Annotated in this window: 12 protein-coding genes; 5 read left to right on the top strand and 7 right to left on the bottom strand. The window is 74.4% G+C overall.

All coding sequences use genetic code 11. The features are described 5' to 3' along the window. Positions 1 to 2 precede the first annotated feature (2 nt). Positions 3 to 1,172, bottom strand: coding sequence for a VWA domain-containing protein (locus tag OG948_RS43725; protein WP_331770555.1), 1,170 nt, complete (start codon positions 1,170 to 1,172; stop codon positions 3 to 5). 1 nt (position 1,173) lies between these two features. Further along, complete coding sequence (locus tag OG948_RS43720) at positions 1,174 to 2,091, bottom strand: MoxR family ATPase (RefSeq protein ID WP_331770554.1); 918 nt, start codon at positions 2,089 to 2,091, stop codon at positions 1,174 to 1,176. Positions 2,092 to 2,514: 423 nt separating this feature from the next. On the opposite strand from OG948_RS43720, the gene OG948_RS43715 reads away from it, so the two are divergent. Together OG948_RS43715 and OG948_RS43710 are read left to right on the top strand one after the other, a co-directional pair. Further along, positions 2,515 to 3,801, top strand: a complete 1,287-nt coding sequence (locus tag OG948_RS43715) for a sensor histidine kinase (RefSeq protein WP_331770553.1) — start codon at positions 2,515 to 2,517, stop codon at positions 3,799 to 3,801. 36 nt (positions 3,802 to 3,837) lie between these two features. Then, complete coding sequence (locus OG948_RS43710; protein ID WP_331770552.1) at positions 3,838 to 4,512, top strand: response regulator transcription factor; 675 nt, start codon at positions 3,838 to 3,840, stop codon at positions 4,510 to 4,512. Positions 4,513 to 4,542: 30 nt separating this feature from the next. On the opposite strand, the gene OG948_RS43705 is transcribed toward OG948_RS43710, so the two are convergent. The 3 genes from OG948_RS43705 to OG948_RS43695 form a co-directional block, all read right to left on the bottom strand. Beyond that, positions 4,543 to 5,280: a nucleotidyl transferase AbiEii/AbiGii toxin family protein gene (locus OG948_RS43705; RefSeq protein WP_331770551.1), complete on the bottom strand. Its 738-nt coding sequence runs from the start codon at positions 5,278 to 5,280 to the stop codon at positions 4,543 to 4,545. A 378-nt stretch (positions 5,281 to 5,658) separates the two neighbouring features. Then, positions 5,659 to 6,978, bottom strand: coding sequence for an aromatic acid exporter family protein (locus tag OG948_RS43700; RefSeq protein ID WP_331770550.1), 1,320 nt, complete (start codon positions 6,976 to 6,978; stop codon positions 5,659 to 5,661). Between the two features lie 162 nt (positions 6,979 to 7,140). Then, positions 7,141 to 7,500 carry a hypothetical protein gene (locus OG948_RS43695; protein ID WP_331770549.1) on the bottom strand — a complete coding sequence of 120 codons (360 nt, stop codon included), beginning with the start codon at positions 7,498 to 7,500 and terminating at the stop codon, positions 7,141 to 7,143. Positions 7,501 to 7,742: 242 nt separating this feature from the next. Between OG948_RS43695 and OG948_RS43690 the strand changes: the two genes are divergently transcribed. Continuing rightward, entirely contained in the window at positions 7,743 to 8,027 is a 285-nt protein-coding gene (locus tag OG948_RS43690) for a hypothetical protein (RefSeq protein ID WP_406300600.1), read from the top strand. Positions 8,028 to 8,260: 233 nt separating this feature from the next. On the opposite strand, the gene lanL is transcribed toward OG948_RS43690, so the two are convergent. Beyond that, positions 8,261 to 10,873 carry a class IV lanthionine synthetase LanL gene (gene lanL, locus OG948_RS43685; protein ID WP_331770547.1) on the bottom strand — a complete coding sequence of 871 codons (2,613 nt, stop codon included), beginning with the start codon at positions 10,871 to 10,873 and terminating at the stop codon, positions 8,261 to 8,263. A gap of 178 nt (positions 10,874 to 11,051) precedes the next feature. Continuing rightward, positions 11,052 to 11,222, bottom strand: a complete 171-nt coding sequence (locus OG948_RS43680; RefSeq protein ID WP_331770546.1) for an SflA family class IV lanthipeptide — start codon at positions 11,220 to 11,222, stop codon at positions 11,052 to 11,054. Positions 11,223 to 11,701: 479 nt separating this feature from the next. Here OG948_RS43680 and OG948_RS43675 point away from each other — a divergent pair, with 479 nt between their 5' ends. Further along, on the top strand, positions 11,702 to 14,500 hold the full coding sequence (locus tag OG948_RS43675; RefSeq protein WP_331770545.1) for an AAA family ATPase: 2,799 nt from the start codon (positions 11,702 to 11,704) through the stop codon (positions 14,498 to 14,500). A gap of 82 nt (positions 14,501 to 14,582) precedes the next feature. Then, positions 14,583 to 15,404 carry a phosphatase gene (locus OG948_RS43670; RefSeq protein ID WP_331770544.1) on the top strand — a complete coding sequence of 274 codons (822 nt, stop codon included), beginning with the start codon at positions 14,583 to 14,585 and terminating at the stop codon, positions 15,402 to 15,404. Positions 15,405 to 15,432 lie beyond the last annotated feature (28 nt).

The following is a 15,432-nucleotide window of genomic DNA, read 5'->3' as shown; positions in this document are numbered from 1 at the left end:
GTTCACCCGGTCCCTCGCTCGTCCACCAGCAGTGCACACAGTTCCTCCAGGGCCGCCAGGCTGTGCCCGGCGACAAAGTCGTCAACGTACGGAAGAGCCGCGGCCATACCCGCCGCCAGGGGTTGATACCCCTCCCGGGCACGGTGCGGATTGACCCAGATCACCCGATGCGCGAGCCGGTGCAGCCGGGCCATGCCCACCGCGAGCCGGTCCGGATCACCGCGCTCCCAGCCGTCCGAGGCGATCACCAGCACGGCGCCCCGGGCCACGCCGCGCCGGCCCCAGCCCTCCAGGAAGGCGTGGAGTTGATCGCCGAGCCGGGTGCCGCCGCTGAAGTCGGGCACGGCGGCGGACGCCGCGGCCAGCGCCCGGTTCGGGTCGGTGTGGGCCAACTCGCGGCTGATCCGGGTCAGCCGGGTACCGATGGTGAACACCTCGGCGCCGCGGCGGCGCCGGACCGCGGCGTGGCCGAAGCGCAGCAGCGCGTCCGCGTACGGCGCCATCGAGCCGCTGACGTCCAGCAGCAGCACCAGTCGGCGCGGCCGGACGACCCGGTCGGTGTAGCGCAGCCGGTCGAACTCGCCGGTCCGCAGCGCGGCGCGCACCGTGCGGGTGCGGTCGATCCGCCCGTGCCGGGCCGGCCGCCGGCGCCGGGTGCGCCGGGTCGGCGCGGCCGGGCGCAGCAGCGCGAGCAGTCGGCGCAGCTCGGCACGCGCGGCCGGATCCAGCGCGGCGATGTCGCGCCGGCGCAGGATCTCGGTGCGGTCGGCGGCGGCGATCCGGGGTTCGTCGTCCGACTCCTCCCGGCGGGGCGGCACCTCGTCGGGGCCCGGCAGGCCCACCGCGCGCTCGACGTCGACATCGGGTCGGCGGCGCCCGGGTGGCGGCTGTTCGCAGTCGAAGTAGGCGGTGAACGCGGCGTCGTAGCGGGCCAGTTCCTCGGGCGCGGAGCACAGCGTGAGCCGCCCCGCCCAGTAGGTGGCCGGCCGCGCGTCGGCGCCCAGCTCGGCCGCGGCGGTCAGGAACGCCTGCACGCGCCCCGGGTCGGCGGGCACACCGGCGGCCCGGACGGTGCGCGCGAAGGCGACCAGCGTCTCCACCCCGTCGCGCCGGGTCGGCGCCGCGACGGCGGCGCGCACCGTGGCGGCGTCCAGCGGACCGCGCCCGGCCATCTCAGCCGCCCGCCGCGAGCAGCCGAACCAGCCCGGCCGCCCGTACGCCTTCCAGGTCCTCCCGGTGCTTGAGCACCGCGCCGAGCGTGCGTGCGGCACTGTCGGGGTCGAGCTCGCGCACGCCGAGCACGAGCAGCGCGCCGGCCCAGTCCAGGGTCTCGGACACGCCGGGCGGCTTGACCAGGTCGGCCGTGCGCAGCCGCCCGACGGCACGGACCACGTCCTCGGCCAGCTTGGAGCTCACCTCCGGCAGTCGGCGGCGCACGATCGCCACCTCCTGCGCGTGGTCGGGGTGGTCGAGCCAGTGGTAGAGGCAGCGCCGCTTGAGCGCGTCGTGCAGCTCGCGGGTGCGGTTGGAGGTCAGCACCACCAGCGGCGGCACCTTCGCGGCGATCCGGCCCAGCTCGGGCACGGTCACCGCGAAGTCGGAGAGCACCTCGAGCAGGAACGCGTCGAACTCGTCGTCGGCCCGATCCACCTCGTCCACGAGCAGCACCGCCGGCGCCGCCTCGATCGCCTGCAACACCGGCCGGGCGATCAGGTAGCGCCGGTCGTACAGCCCCGCCTCCAGCGCCGCGGCATCGGTCTCGCCCGCCGCGCCGGCCGCCCGCAGGTGCAACATCTGGCGCGGGAAGTCCCAGTCGTAGAGCGCCTGCGAGGCGTCCAGGCCCTCGTAGCACTGGAGCCGGAACAGCGGCACGCGAAACGCGGCCGACAACGCCTGGGCGAGCGCGGTCTTGCCCACCCCGGGCTCGCCCTCCACCAGCAGCGGCCGACCCATCCGCAGTGCGAGGTAGGCGGCGGTGCCGATGCCGTCGCCGGCCAGGTAGTCCACGCCGTCGAGCCGGGCGACCACGTCCTCGGGCCCACCCGGGCCGCCCGCGTCGACGCCCTCGTCGTCCCACCACGCCTGCGACACGGCACACACCCCTCGACACCCGTACTGTCCGGCTCGCCTCGACCCGGGGCCGACCGGCGACATGCACCCGTCGCGGCACCGGTGATCGTGTTCAGTACACGCTGTACCGGCCGAGCCCTCGACGGCAACATTTGCCAAACCGCCGGCCGATCGCTGCGTATCCGTGACCGCCCGGCACGCGGCCCGCCGCGATCAGCGCCGGGTGCGGACGTCGACGACACCGCCCGTCGCGAGGGTCCGGTCCGCCGCAAAAGTCGGGGTCGGCATCGGCGGGCACACGAACCAGTCTCGCACCACCGCCTCCGCCCGCGGCCGGCTGCCCACCCGCGCGGCGCTCGCCGTGGCGGTCTACAACCAGCGTGGTAGACGGGTGTGGACCGTCGGTTTGACGACGGCCCGTCGATCACGGGCTACGCTGCGCCGATGCGGGCCCGAACGGTGCGGAGCAGGCTGTCCATCACCCTCCCCACGACGGTGGTGGACGCGATCCTCGCGCTGTCCTACATCGTGGTCAGTCTGCTGTTGGCCCACGAGGATCCCACCGGGGACTGGCGCGAGACCGACACGCTCGGTTTCGCGCTGATCGTGGTGATCAACCTGCCGCTGATCCTGCGCCGCCGTGCCCCGGTCCCGGTCCTGCTGGTCATGCTCGCTCTCCAGGTGGTCTACATCGCGCTGGGCTACTGGCCGGTGGTGAACTCGCTCGGCACGCTGATGGGGATCTACACCGTCGCCGCGCACCGATCGATCCGGACCATGGTCGGCTGCGTGGTGGCGGTGGGCGCCACCTGGCTGTACGCCGGACTGGCCGCGGACGGCGGTTCGATGACCACCGTCCTCGCCCAGATCCTGGTCATCCCGCCGGGCATCTGCTGGTTCGGCGTCGCGGCCCGGCGGCTGAGCGAACGCAACGCGCAGTACGCGATGTTGACCGCGCGGCTGGCCCGTGAGCAGGAGGCCCGGGCCCGGCGGGCGGTGACCGACGAGCGGGTGCGGATCGCGCGCGAACTGCACGACGTGGTCGCCCACCACGTGTCGGTGATCTCCGTGCAGGCCGGCCTCGCCGAGTACGTGCTGACCTCGGATCCGCCCACCGCCGAGGCGGCGTTGCGCACCATAGGCGAGACCACGCGCGAGACCCTGGACGAGATGCGCCGGATGTTGATGCTGCTGCGCGCGGACGAGGGGGACACGTCCGACGTCGACGAGGCACCGCCGGACGCCGCGCGCGGGCGGACCGCCGACGATCGGCTGGATCCGGCGCCGGGGCTGGCCCGACTCGGCGAGGTGGTGCGCCGGATCCGGGCCGCGGGGGTCGACGTGCGGTCCACGACGCTGGGCGTCGCGCGCCCGCTGTCCCCGGGCATCGAGTTGTGCGCGTACCGGATCGTCCAAGAGGCTCTGACCAATGTCCTCAAACACGCCCGTACCGCCCGGGTCGACCTGGTGGTGGACTTTGGTCCACACCACTTGCGGATAACCGTGACCGACGACGGGGGAGACGGGACCGCGAGTACCGCCCCGCAGGGGTTCGATCCGGGCACAATCGGTGGGGTGGCGGCGCACGGGTTGATCGGCATGTCCGAGCGCGCCAAGCTCTACGGCGGGACGCTCGTTGCGGGACGGCGGCCCACCGGGGGATTCGAGGTCGGTCTCGTCCTGCCGATCCCGGCCGAGCCCACCACGTCGGCCGAGAGCGGGGATGCCTAGGCCGCCTCGTACCGACGTGACGAAGGGACCGACGGGGTGACCAAGGTGTTGGTGGTCGACGATCAGATCCTGATCAGGGCGGGCCTGGCCGCGTTATTACGCGCGGCCCCGGGGATCGACGTGGTCGGCGAGGCGTCCGACGGGGCCGAGGCGATCGACCTGGCCGCGAAGCTGCGCCCCGAGCTGATCCTGATGGACATCCGGATGCCCGAGGTGAGCGGCGTGGAGGCCACCGAGCGCATTCTGGCCGCCGCCGAGGGCACACCGCCCCGAATCGTGGTGCTGACCACGTTCGACCTGGACGAGTACGTCTACGCCGCGCTGCGCGCCGGGGCGTCCGGTTTCCTGCTCAAGGAGATCGGCCCTCAGCGGCTGCTGGCGGCGATCGACGCGGTGATGGCGGGCGACATGCTGTTCGCGCCCAGCGTCACCCGGCGGCTGATCGAGACCTACGTCGCGTTCGCGAGCGCGCCGACCGGCGACGTGCCGCCGGACCTGGAGACGCTCACCGGGCGGGAGTTGGAGGTGCTGCGCCTGGTCGGGACCGGGATGGCCAACAACGAGATCGCCGGCACCCTGGTGGTCACCGAGTCCACGGTCAAGACCCACTTCAACCGCGCGCTGGCCAAGTTGAACCTGTCCAGCCGGGCGCAGGCGGTGGTGCTGGCGTACGAGACCGGGCTGGTCACACCCGGCGGCCGACGCGGCTGAGCGACCGTGCGGCGGGGCGGGCGGCGCGAGTCACGCCGGTCCGACGTCGGGAGCGTGCTCGTCCGGCTCGGCCAGTGCGGCCAGTGCGGCCAGCACCTTGGGGTCGAGTGCGGCGGCGATCGGGCGGCTGTGCCGGGTGGAGAGTTCGGTGAACCAGTCCTGGAACCAGGCGCGGACGGCGGCGGCGCGCGCGGCGGGCGGGCCGAATTCGGCGTCCTCGCGCTCGGTGACGTGCTTGAACGCGGTCAGGAAGTCCTCGGCGCGCAGCTCGGGATCGTGCGCCAGTGCCAGTTCCAGCAGCCGGCCGGTGTCGTAGCGGTCGGCGAGCGCGAAGACGTCGAAGGCGTCCCGCACCTCGGAGCGCAGGCCCAGGATGACCACCTTGGCCGCGACCAGGTCGTCGGGGTGCAGCACCGGGACACCGTCCACGACGGTGGGCTCGTGCGTGCGGGGCGCGACGTGCAGGGTCAGCGGTGTGCCCTTCCCGCCCCCGGTCGGCCGCGCGGTCATCCGGACGAAGGTTTTGGTGCCGGCCCTGCCGTCGACGCCGACCCGGAAGCCCGCGTCGGTCAGCGCCGCGACGATCGCGCCGCGGGCGGCGGAGAGCCTCCCGGCGTCGCGCGCGGCCAGGGCGAAGTCGACGCCGTCGCTCTCCCGGTCCGCCAGACCGCGCAGACGAAGACCGCGAGCGCCGGCCAGGGCGATCCCGAAGGGCTCGCCGGCCGCCGCGACGATCTCCATCGGTGGTGCTTCGGGGTTGTCTCGCACGATGTCCGGTCCTTGGCGTCGGGGCTCATCAGGGTACGTGCCGACCGGCGCGGTCACGGCGTCGGCGGGCTACTCCGAGGGTTGACCCGACCGCGGCGGACTACCACGCCGGTTCGATCGACTCTTCCACCCGGGACGGGATGTCGTGGCGGACCTCGGCTGCTTGGCTTCACCCATGGCCGCTTGTCGGGGGTTGCCCCGAACACCCGGCAAGCGGCCGTTTCGACATGAGCTCGTGCACGGGGGTGGGCTCATTTCGGATCCAGGGGTGGCCGGTGCGCGGCTTGCGCACCGGCCACCCGGGGCCGGTCCCGGGGCGGATCCGGGGTCGCGGCGAGCCCGAGTCGCGGGAGTGCCCGGCGCCGGGGCGGCGACCCGTCACCCGCGCCGGCGCAGTGTGTGTCGGTGCAGCCGGCGCGGGACCCGCAGCAGTCGATCGGTCGGCGTCACCACCCACCGGATGCTCTCCCGCAACACCGGACCGGGTCTGGCCACCGCGGCCCGGAGCCGGCGCTCCTGGGCCAGGCGCCGGCGACGCTCCTCGATCCGCTGCGCCAGGTCGCCCGGAGTGCCCGCCGGCCGGGTCTCGTCGACCAGCTTGTCCACCGCGGTCAGCAGCGTCCCGTACAGCTCCCAGCGGTCCGGGTTGGCGATCGAGTCGGCGAGCAGGATCGCCTCGGTACGCAACCGGTCCTCCTCGGCCTCGGCCAGCCGTTCGCGCAACGTGACCTCGGCGTGCGCGGAGTCCACCGGGCGGTCCTGGCCGTGCAGCACCAGCAGATGGCCGTACGCCGCGAACAGCGCGGCCAGCGAGTGGAACAGGCTGCGCAGCGACTGTGCGGTGGCCAACGGGATCTCGGTGTACGCCGGCTCGCCGTGCTCGCCCCGCGCGTACAACCCACTCAGCGACCGGCACACCATGCGCAGCGCCACCGCGCTGATCTCGGCGGTGTCCAGGCCGCTGCGCAGCGCGAGCACGCGCACCGTGGCGCGTCGGCCACGCGGGTTGAACCGGGTGCCCTCCTCGGCCGTGGTCAACGTCGCGTCCACCCGCACGATGTCCCGGTCGATCCGGCGCGCCTCCTCCAGCCAGCCGTGCGCCCGGTCGTGACTGACGTCGTCGTCGATCTCCCGGGCCATGGTGTCCAGGAGCCGGGTCAGCGCGTCGAAGGCGGACATCACCGCCTCGTTCGCGGGCCGCACGTGCACGGGCGGGGCCAGGACGAGCGAGAACACCATGCCGACGGCGGCCCCGATCAGGGTCTCCGCGACCCGGTCCCACGCGGTGTCCGCGACCTGGCTGACGCCGAGCACGATCATCGCGCTGATCGCCACCTCGTTGATCGAGTCGCCCAGCCGGATCAGGTGTCCCAGACCGAGCGAGGCCAACAGCAGCAGGGTCAGACTCCACCAGTTCAGCCCCACCGCCTCGCTGAAGAGCACCGCGATGAGCACGCCCGAGACCACGCTGGCGACCCGCTGCACGCCGGTGGTGAACGTCGCGTACGAGGTGACCTGGACGACCAGGAGCGCGGTGAGCGGGGCCAGGATCGGCTGCGGATCGGTGCCGGCCAGGAACAGCGCGGCGACGTAGGACGTCACCGCCGCCACGGTGGTCCGCAGCACCTGCGCGACCAGCGAGGTCTCGCTCTCCTTGACCCTGGACAGCGCTGCGGCGAGATCGACTTCCGACGGCATTCGGCTCCTTCCTCCTCGGTCCCGCGCTCGGGCGGATTCCCCTTGTATGCCCTGTTCCGCAGGCGTACACCACGTGCCGTCGGGGTCGTGGAGGCAATCCGCAGGGCCGATCCCGATCCGGCGGGCGGGTGGACGCGCCGCCGTACGGGACCGGCCCGGCGGTCAGGGCCGGTCGGCGAACCAGCGCAGGATGTGCGGAGCCGCCTGGATTCCGGAGGGGTAGTGGGGGAGGTCACCGAGGTCGATCAGGGTCGGGTCGGCGCCGCGTTCGGTGAGTTCGGCGGCGCAGGCGCGGGAGTCGGCGAAGGGCACCTCCCGGTCGCCTCGGGCGCCGAACAGGGCGACGGGTACGCGCGGAGCCCATGCGCAGGTCGTGTCGTTCTCCCGCATGGCGGCGAGGAAGCGGCCGGCCGGCGCGCCGCGGCCGGCCAGGAACTCCGGGCGGAACAGCGCCTCGAGCCGGTCGGGCAGCTCGGCCAGGATCTGCGGTTCGGTGTGCCGGCCGTCGAACAGGCGCGACACCCGGGCGACTTGGTCGGCTTGGAAGGCCTCGTCGGGGCGGTGGTACAGGGGGCGCGCGGAGTTCCAGCCCAGGACCAGGTAACTCAGCGCCAGGTTGACGCCGCGCGCGTCACCGGTCGTGCCGAGCGCGGCCGGAACGCCGCTGGTGCCGGCGCCCGCCCCGGTTGCGGGTCGTGCGTGAGCGGCAAGGATGGGAAGTGATGCCCTCCCACCGAAGGCGTCGGCACGACTGGAGGACCGTGATGGCCATTCTCATGCAGATCGATCTGCCGGGGGTCGAGAAGGAGCAGTACGAGCAACTCTCCGCGCGCGTGCGGTCCGGCGAGATCCCGGCGGAGGGATGTCTGGCCCACGTGGCGATCCCGACGGACGACGGCGTACGGATCATCGACCTGTGGGAGTCGCGGGCGGCGATGGACGCGTTCAACACTCGGCTGATGCCGGTGGCCGTGGAGCTGGGCTTCCCGCCGAGCCCGGCTCCGCCCCAGGTCACCGAGGTTCACGGCTACTGGGTCCCGGGCGCCTAGGGCGTGTCTTCAATCCCCCGCCGAGTTCCACGACGCCCGGCACCGCATCCGCCCTTCGGGCTCCTCGCTGCGCTCGCCGCCCCGGAGAACCACCCGAATAGAACCACTATGCGAGCGCTTCTCCGGCACGCCGATGCGCGGCATCCGCCCTTCGGGCTCCTCGCCGCGCTCACGCCGCGGAGCCCGACGGGGGATTGAAGACACGCCCTGGAGCCGAGACCCGTCGCCGGTCGTCAGGACCCGCAGGCCGCCCTCGGTGGCGGCGCGTACAGGCGCTCCCCGCCCCGGTCGCGCAGCCGGCGCAGCAGCGACAACACGCCCGTGCCGCCGCCGGCCCAGCCGGGGTCGGTGCCGGCGAGCGTGTTGTCGGGGAACAACGGGCGCCGCGTCGTGCCGCCGCTGCGCGCCAGGATCAGCGACACCACATCCTCGGCGGCCCGCCAGTGCTCGTCGTCGCCGGTGACGAGCGCGGCGTCCACGAGCAGTTCGCCGACCCCGGAAAGACCGCAACATTGCGATACCAGGCTCATCCGGGGTGCGAGCGAATGGCACAACCGGGCGCAGCGCAGGCCGAGTTCGAGCAGCTCCGACTCCTGTTCGCGGGCGCCCGCGGCGATCAGGACGGTGCCGATCCCGGCCATTCCCCGACACCAGGACGCGAAGTGCCGGGCGGCGCCCGGGCGGGCCGCCTCCGCGAGCAACTCGGGTGTGTGCGCGGCGAGTCGATCCAGGCCCTCGCGTGCGGCGAGTCCGACCACCGGGTCCGGGGCCGGGTTCGCGCCTTCGCGGGAGCGGGTGTCGTGGCAGGCGCGGAGGAAGTGCACGATGCCGGCCTCGCCGTGCGCGTAGCCGTGCGCGTAGGCCGCCCGTGACGAGGCCGGCGGCAGGTCGTCGGTCCCGGTCCGCGCGTCGCGTGGTCGGTCCAGGAGGGCCTTGGCGCAGGAATCCGCGGCGGCCAGGTGTCGGGCGGCCTGCTCGATCCGTCCCGCCGCGTGTGCCTGGCGCGCCAGCAGCAGGTGGCCCGTACCGGTGCCCGCCGCCCCGCCGATCTGGTCGCCGGTGTCGTCGTACGGCAGGGGGTCGGGCGGGAAGGCCGGCAGGGGAAGACCGCCGCCCGGTTGCGCGGCGGCGGCGCGCAGGAACAGCTCGACCCCGGTGCGGCCGGTGTACAACGCGCCGGAGAGCGCGTCGAGTTCGGGGTGTGTCGCGGTGCGGCGGGCCAGCTCGGCGACCGCCTCCGCGACGCCCGGGTGGTCGAGGTGGTGCAGCAGTTCCAGGCCCACTCCGGCCGCGCCCGCGTAGACAGTCAGCGTCGATCCCGGGCGCGCGCCCGATGCGGCGGGCAGCGCGCAGGCGGCGGATACACAGCCGGCCACGGTGTGCGCGATCACGTCGTCCAGCAGGTCGGCGTCGACGCGAGGCGGCGTCGGCAGACGGCGGCCGTGCGGCGGCTCCGGCAGGCCGGTCCGCAGGCGCCGGGCGCAGGCCAGCCGCTCCTCGCGATCGAGGCTGAGCAGTCCGGCGACCAGGGCCCGGACCGGTCGATGGGCGGCGCCGGGAAGCGCGGCGGCCAGGCAGGCCAGCGTACGGTCGCGGTCCACCGCGCGGTCGGGGTCGACGATCACCGGATCCATCCCGGTCAGCGCGTAGTGCAGCGTCGCGCCCAGCGCGTACAGGTCGTCCGCCGGGTCGGCCGGACCGTCGGCGGGGTCCACCGCGAGGGTGTAGCCCGGCGTGCCGCCGGCCGGGCGGTGCGCGTGCAGCGCGCTGATGCCGAAGTCGACCAGCCGGCAGGTGCCGTCCGTGTCGAGGACCACGTTGCCCGGTTTCAGATCGCACATCACCACGCCTCGGGCGTGCATCGCGTCGAGTACGGTCAACAACCCGCGAGCCAGCCCGGACACCCGGCGCCCGGGCCGCGCGTCGCCCGGATAGGGGCCGTGCGTCAGGACGTCGCGGCGCAGGTCCGCGGGGCCGCAGTCGGTGGTGACCAGGTATTCGTCCTCGCCGTGGCGCACGTGGTCGACGACCCGGGGCACCCCGTCGAGATCGGCCAGCGCGGCCAGCACGGCGCGCTCGTGGCGCAGCCGGCCCCGGGCGTCCACGCCGTCGCCGTCCTCGCCCGCGTAGGCCCTGGCCTGCTTGACCACCACCCGTTCGCCGGTTGTGGTGTCCAGGGCGCGGTAGACGTTCCCGTGCGGGGAGCGGGCGATGCCCGAGGTGAGTCGGTATCGGCCGCCGACCAGCCGTGCGGCCCGCCCCGGGGCGGGTTCGGCGGCACCGAACGGGTCCGCCGCCCACGGGGGTCGGCGATATCGAATGCTCGCCCGGCCGGGGAAGCGCTGCCCGTCGGGTCCGGTCATCACCAACTCGGCGGCGCCGGATCCGGTGGCCCGGAAGGGGCCGTAGCGGTAGTACACCGGCGCGTCCGGCCGGACCCGGCGGTCGCCGAGCACGCGCGGGCCGGCGCGGCCGACCAACACGTCGGCCAGTTCCCGGCCCAGGGCCGGTACGTCCTGTTCGCGCGGATACACGGTGGCCGCCTTGCCGACCACGGCCGGATCGCGCACCCCGGAGTTCAATTCCTCCAACACGGCGGTGCTCACCGCGAACTTGGCCAGGCAGCGATAGCGCAGCAGCACCGGGACCACCAGGTCCAGGGTCTCGGGGAAGTCCTCGGGCCGGGCCGAGACGTGCAGTTTCCATCCGTGGTCGAGCACGGGCATGCGCGGGTCGAACAGGTGCAGCCAGACGTCGTCCGCGCTACACCGTCGGGCGTGGCCGGCCACGAGCGCCTCGAGTCGCGTGCGCAGATCCTGCGCGGATCCGTGGGGGATCGACCGCACCAATGCCCACCCCTCCCGCCGGTTCCTGCCGGTCCCGCGATTCCTGCCGTTCGTGCCGTTCCTGTCGTTCCTGGATCCGCCGCCGGCAGGTGGTGCCGCGCGTGGGTGCACCGGCGCGAGCCCGATCGGGCCGATGGGTGCCGATCGGGCCGTGCGCACCGGGTCGGTCGGGTCCGGGTCAGACCTTCCAGTCACATCCGACGCGCGTCGTCGCGGTGGGCCAGGGCTCGGGCAGACAGGCCTCGATCCGCCGGTCCGGGTTCGACTCGTCCTCGAACTCGACCGCTTCCTCTTCCACCTCGACGTCGAGCGGTCCGGCGTCGCGGATCTCTACCTTCACGGGGCTCATATCGATCCTTCCTGCAAAAAGGCGGGCAGATCATTACACGAACCGAGCGACTTTCGGTTGTTCGGGGCCGCCGCGCCCACCTGTGCCCCCCGGTGCGGATGGGGCGGGTGGGTCGTCGTACCGCGCCAATAGTCTCCTCGTTGGACAACGAAAGGAGAACGTGCCGAATCGGCCGGCTTGTGGCGGGATTTCGCACGCGTGTACGGGACCGGCGCCGGACCCGGAGCGGTGCTCGGTCGGCGCCGGGTGGCGGGACCGCGAGGGCGATCGATGACGGCCGGATGGTGGGAGTGCGAGGGCGCTCGATGACGGTCGGGCGCCGGTAGGGCGGGGGCGCTCGATGGCGGCCGGGTGGTGGCGCGCGAGCGGGTGGCGTCGACCGCCTACGGTGAACCCGTGCCCGGGCCGGTCCCGGCCGCCCCACCCGCGGCGGGAGCCGGTGCGTGGGCGACCCGAACCAGCCCCGGAGAGTTCCGCCGATGACCAGCACACCCCGCTCCGGGAGCACCGACGCGTCGCGGGCGCGATTGTGGGGGCGAGAGGTCGAGCGGGCCGAGATCGCGGCGGTGATCGCACGGGCCCGCCTGGGCCGCAGCGCGGTGCTGGTGCTGCGCGGGCCGGCCGGCATCGGCAAGTCGACGCTGCTGGACGGGGCCGCGCGCGACGCCGACGGTCTGCGGGTGCTGCGCGCCGCGGGAGTCGTGGCCGAGGCCGGCCTGCCGTTCGCCGCGCTGCACGGCCTGCTGCGGCCGGTGCTGCACCGCCTGGACACGCTGCCCGACGTCCAGGTGGCGGCGCTGCGCGGCGCGTTGGGTCTGGCCCAGGCGGGTCCGGACCGGTATCTGGTCGGCTCGGCCGTGCTCGGCCTGCTCTCCGACCTGTCCCGCGAGCGGCCACTGTTGTGCCTGATCGACGACGCGCACTGGTTGGACGTCGCCTCCGCCGAGGTGCTGCTGTTCATCGCCCGGCGGCTGGACGCCGAGGGGGTCGGGATGCTCTTCACCGCACGGGACGCCCCGGAGGGCTTTCCGGCCCGTGCGCTGCCCGAACTCACGCTGTCCGCGTTGGAGCACGACCCGGCCGGGGCGCTGTTGGCCGAGCGGGTCCCGGATCTGACCCCGGCGGTGCGCGAGCGGATCATCGCCGAGTCCGCCGGAAACCCGTTGGCCCTGCTCGAGTTCGCCGCCGGACTCGACGCCGACGTGCGCACCGGCCGGGTCGACCCGCCCACCGCCCTGCCCGTCACCGACCGGGTGTCGGCCGCCTTCGGGGACCGGATCGCCCGGCTGCCCGAGCCCGCCCGCGTGGTGTTGACCGTCGCCGCCGCCGAGGGCACCGGTGACCTGGGCACGGTGCTCCGGGCCGCGCGGGCGCTGGGCGCCGGCGCCGAGGACCTCGACGCGTGCGTGGCGGCCGGCCTGTTGCGCGGCACCGGCGCGACGATCGCCTTCCGACACCCGCTGGTGCGCTCGACCGCCTACCAGCGGGCCGGAGTGGCCGGCCGGCTGGCGGTACACCGGGCGCTGGCCGCGGCCACCGACGGCGAGCGCCGACTGTGGCACCTGGCCGAGGCCGCGGCCGGGCCCGACGAGAGCGTCGCGGCCGCGTTGGAGCGGGCGGGCGTGGACGCGCACGAGCGTGGCGCGACCGGGGCCGCCGCGCCGATCCACGAACGGGCCGCCCGGCTCAGTCCGGAGCCCGCCGACCGGGCTCGGCGCAGCGTCCTGGCGGCCCAGATGGCCGTGGTCGCGGGGCGTACCGAGCACGCGGCGGAGTTGGCCGATCGGGCCCTGGCCGGGACCGAGGACCCGTTGCCGCGAGCCGGATCGGCCATGGTGCGGGCGACCGCGGCGAGCGAACGCGGCACCCCGCGCGGGGCGGCCCGACTGCTCATCGAGCACGCCCGGCCGATCGCGCCCACCCACCCGGAACTCGCGCTGAGGCTGCTGATCATGGCCGCCGGCATTGCGTGGTCCGCGGCGGAGGAGGTCGAACTGCGCGAACTGGCCGCCCTCGCGGCCGAGTCGGAGTCGGCTGCCGCCGCGTCGGTGGAGCATGCGTCGGCGGAGCACGCGTCGCCGGCCGCCGCGATCACCGCGCTCGCGTACCTGGTCGACGACGATCCCGAGCGCGCCCTGCCGATCCTGCGGTCCTTCGTCACCGGTGTGCGGGTGAACCCGCCCGGCCTGCTGCTCACCCGGATCCTCGCCGGCAACCTCGCGGTTCTGCTCGGCGACGACGACGCGGCTCTGGACCTGTCCACCACCGACGCGGCACGCACCCGGGTACGCGGACAGGTCGGCGCGCTGCCCGGCGCGCTCCAGGTCCAGGCGCACGCCCAGGCGATGGCCGGCCTGCCGCACGACGCGGCGGCCACCATCGCCGAGGCGCTCACCTTCGCGCGTGACACCGGTCAGGTGTACCGGGTGGCGCGACTTCACCTGATCACCGCCCGGATCGCCGCCGAACGCGGCGACGAGGACGGGTGCCGCGCGGCGCTCGCGGCCGACGCCGACCTCGCCGGGGCGCCCGCGTTCGGCGGGGTCGCCGAGACGACGGCCGCCGCGGACTGCGTGCTCGCACTGCTCGATCTCACCCTGGGGCGCCACGAATCGGCGGTGCGTCGGCTGACCGAGTGCACGCGCGGGCCGGCCCGCCACACCGCCGCCGCCGTGGCCGCGAACGCCGATCTGGTCGAGGCCGCCGTCCGGGCCGGCACCCCGGAGCGGGCCCGGGAGGCGGCGGCGCGCTTCGAGCGCTGGGCCCGGGCGAGCGGGACCCCGTGGGCGATGGCGGTCGCGCTGCGCTGCGGTGCGCTGCTTGCCGAACCGGACGCCGCCGACGCGCTCTACGTCGCGGCGATCCGCGAACACGAGCGGGGCGGGCGGCCGTTCGAGCGGGCGCGCACGGAACTGCTGCACGGTGAATGGCTGCGCCGGGCCCGGCGGCGCGTGGACGCGCGCGCCCCGCTGCGCTCCGCGCTGGCCGGATTCGAGCGGTCGGCGGCGAGCCCGTGGGCCGAACGGGCCCGGAGCGAGCTGCGCGCCACCGGCGACGCGGCCCCGGCCGACACCGGCGACGCGGACGTACTCGCCCGGCTGACGCCGCAGGAGCTGCACATCGTTCGACTCGCCGCCGAGGGCGTGAGCAACCGGGACATCGCAAGCCGCCTGTTCCTGAGCCCGCGCACGGTCGAATACCACCTCTACAAGGCCTATCCCAAGCTCGGCATCGGCTCCCGCGGCGAGTTGTCCCGGTTCCGAACCTCCAGGTGCTGAATCACCCCGGTCACCCGGGACACCGGTGGTGGGTGGGACCCCGCCCGCCACCGCCCGGTTGTCGGGCGGGCACAATGGCGGCATGACGACGCCGAACACCCCTCCGTCCCGCGACGAGCTGATTCGGCACCTGGAGACGACCCGCATCGCGGGCCGGGTGGCCACACCCCGAGAGGTCAATCTCCGGCACTACGCGGAACTGGTGAAGGGCAACCGGCGGTTCTGGCTGGGCCTGGACCTGGGCGACCGCTGGAAGACCGAGGACGACGTGCTCGACGTGATGGTCGAGCGGGTGGGCGTGCGGGCGGACCCCGAGCACCGCACCGGTCAGGACACCATCGACGCGCGACTGACCCTGGACGGGCTCGATCGCATGGCCGCCGTCCTGCGCGACGCCGCCGCGCGCCGGCTGCGCGTACTGATCGCCACCGGACATCCCGGCGGCCTGTTGGACGTACATCGGGCCATCGGTCGCGCGTTGCGGGCGGCCGGCGCCGAGATCCTCGACATCCCCCGCGGACTGCACACCACCGAGGGTGACGACGACACCAGCGGCAGCGTGCGGCAGTTCGGCGGTGTGGCGGTGCTCGAACGCGGGGCCACGCTGTGGCACACCCACGCACCGCAACCGATGAGCGCGATCCTGGACGCGCTCGCGGCGGCCGGGCGACCCTGGCCGGACCTGGTCGTCGCCGACCACGGCTGGGCCGGCCGCGCCGGGCAATACGGCATCCCCACGGTCGCGTTCGCCGACTGCAACGACCCGGCGCTGTTCCTCGGCGAGGCCGAGGGCACCGTCACGGTCACCGTGCCGCTCGACGACCACGTCGTGGACGCCCGGGACTACGAGCCGATGACCGCCTACCTGCTCGCGACCGCGGGCCTGGACCACGACACGCGATAGGGCCGGGCAGGCCACCGCGACGGCCGGG

This window comes from Embleya sp. NBC_00888 (genome assembly GCF_045207655.1).
In the GTDB taxonomy this organism is placed as follows: domain Bacteria; phylum Actinomycetota; class Actinomycetes; order Streptomycetales; family Streptomycetaceae; genus Embleya.
Note: the sequence above shows the minus strand (reverse complement) of the source record. Positions and strands in the feature narration are given on the sequence as shown.

What these genes read in the sequence shown, in the direction of transcription:
- OG948_RS43715 (WP_331770553.1), top strand. Translation starts at nt 2,515, where the DNA reads ATGCGGGCCCGAACGGTGCGGAGCAGGCTGTCCATCACCCTCCCCACG.
- OG948_RS43670 (WP_331770544.1), top strand. Translation starts at nt 14,583, where the DNA reads ATGACGACGCCGAACACCCCTCCGTCCCGCGACGAGCTGATTCGGCAC.
- OG948_RS43725 (WP_331770555.1), bottom strand. Translation starts at nt 1,172, where the DNA reads ATGGCCGGGCGCGGTCCGCTGGACGCCGCCACGGTGCGCGCCGCCGTC.
- OG948_RS43690 (WP_406300600.1), top strand. Translation starts at nt 7,743, where the DNA reads ATGGCCATTCTCATGCAGATCGATCTGCCGGGGGTCGAGAAGGAGCAG.
- OG948_RS43700 (WP_331770550.1), bottom strand. Translation starts at nt 6,978, where the DNA reads ATGCCGTCGGAAGTCGATCTCGCCGCAGCGCTGTCCAGGGTCAAGGAG.
- OG948_RS43675 (WP_331770545.1), top strand. Translation starts at nt 11,702, where the DNA reads ATGACCAGCACACCCCGCTCCGGGAGCACCGACGCGTCGCGGGCGCGA.
- OG948_RS43680 (WP_331770546.1), bottom strand. Translation starts at nt 11,222, where the DNA reads ATGAGCCCCGTGAAGGTAGAGATCCGCGACGCCGGACCGCTCGACGTC.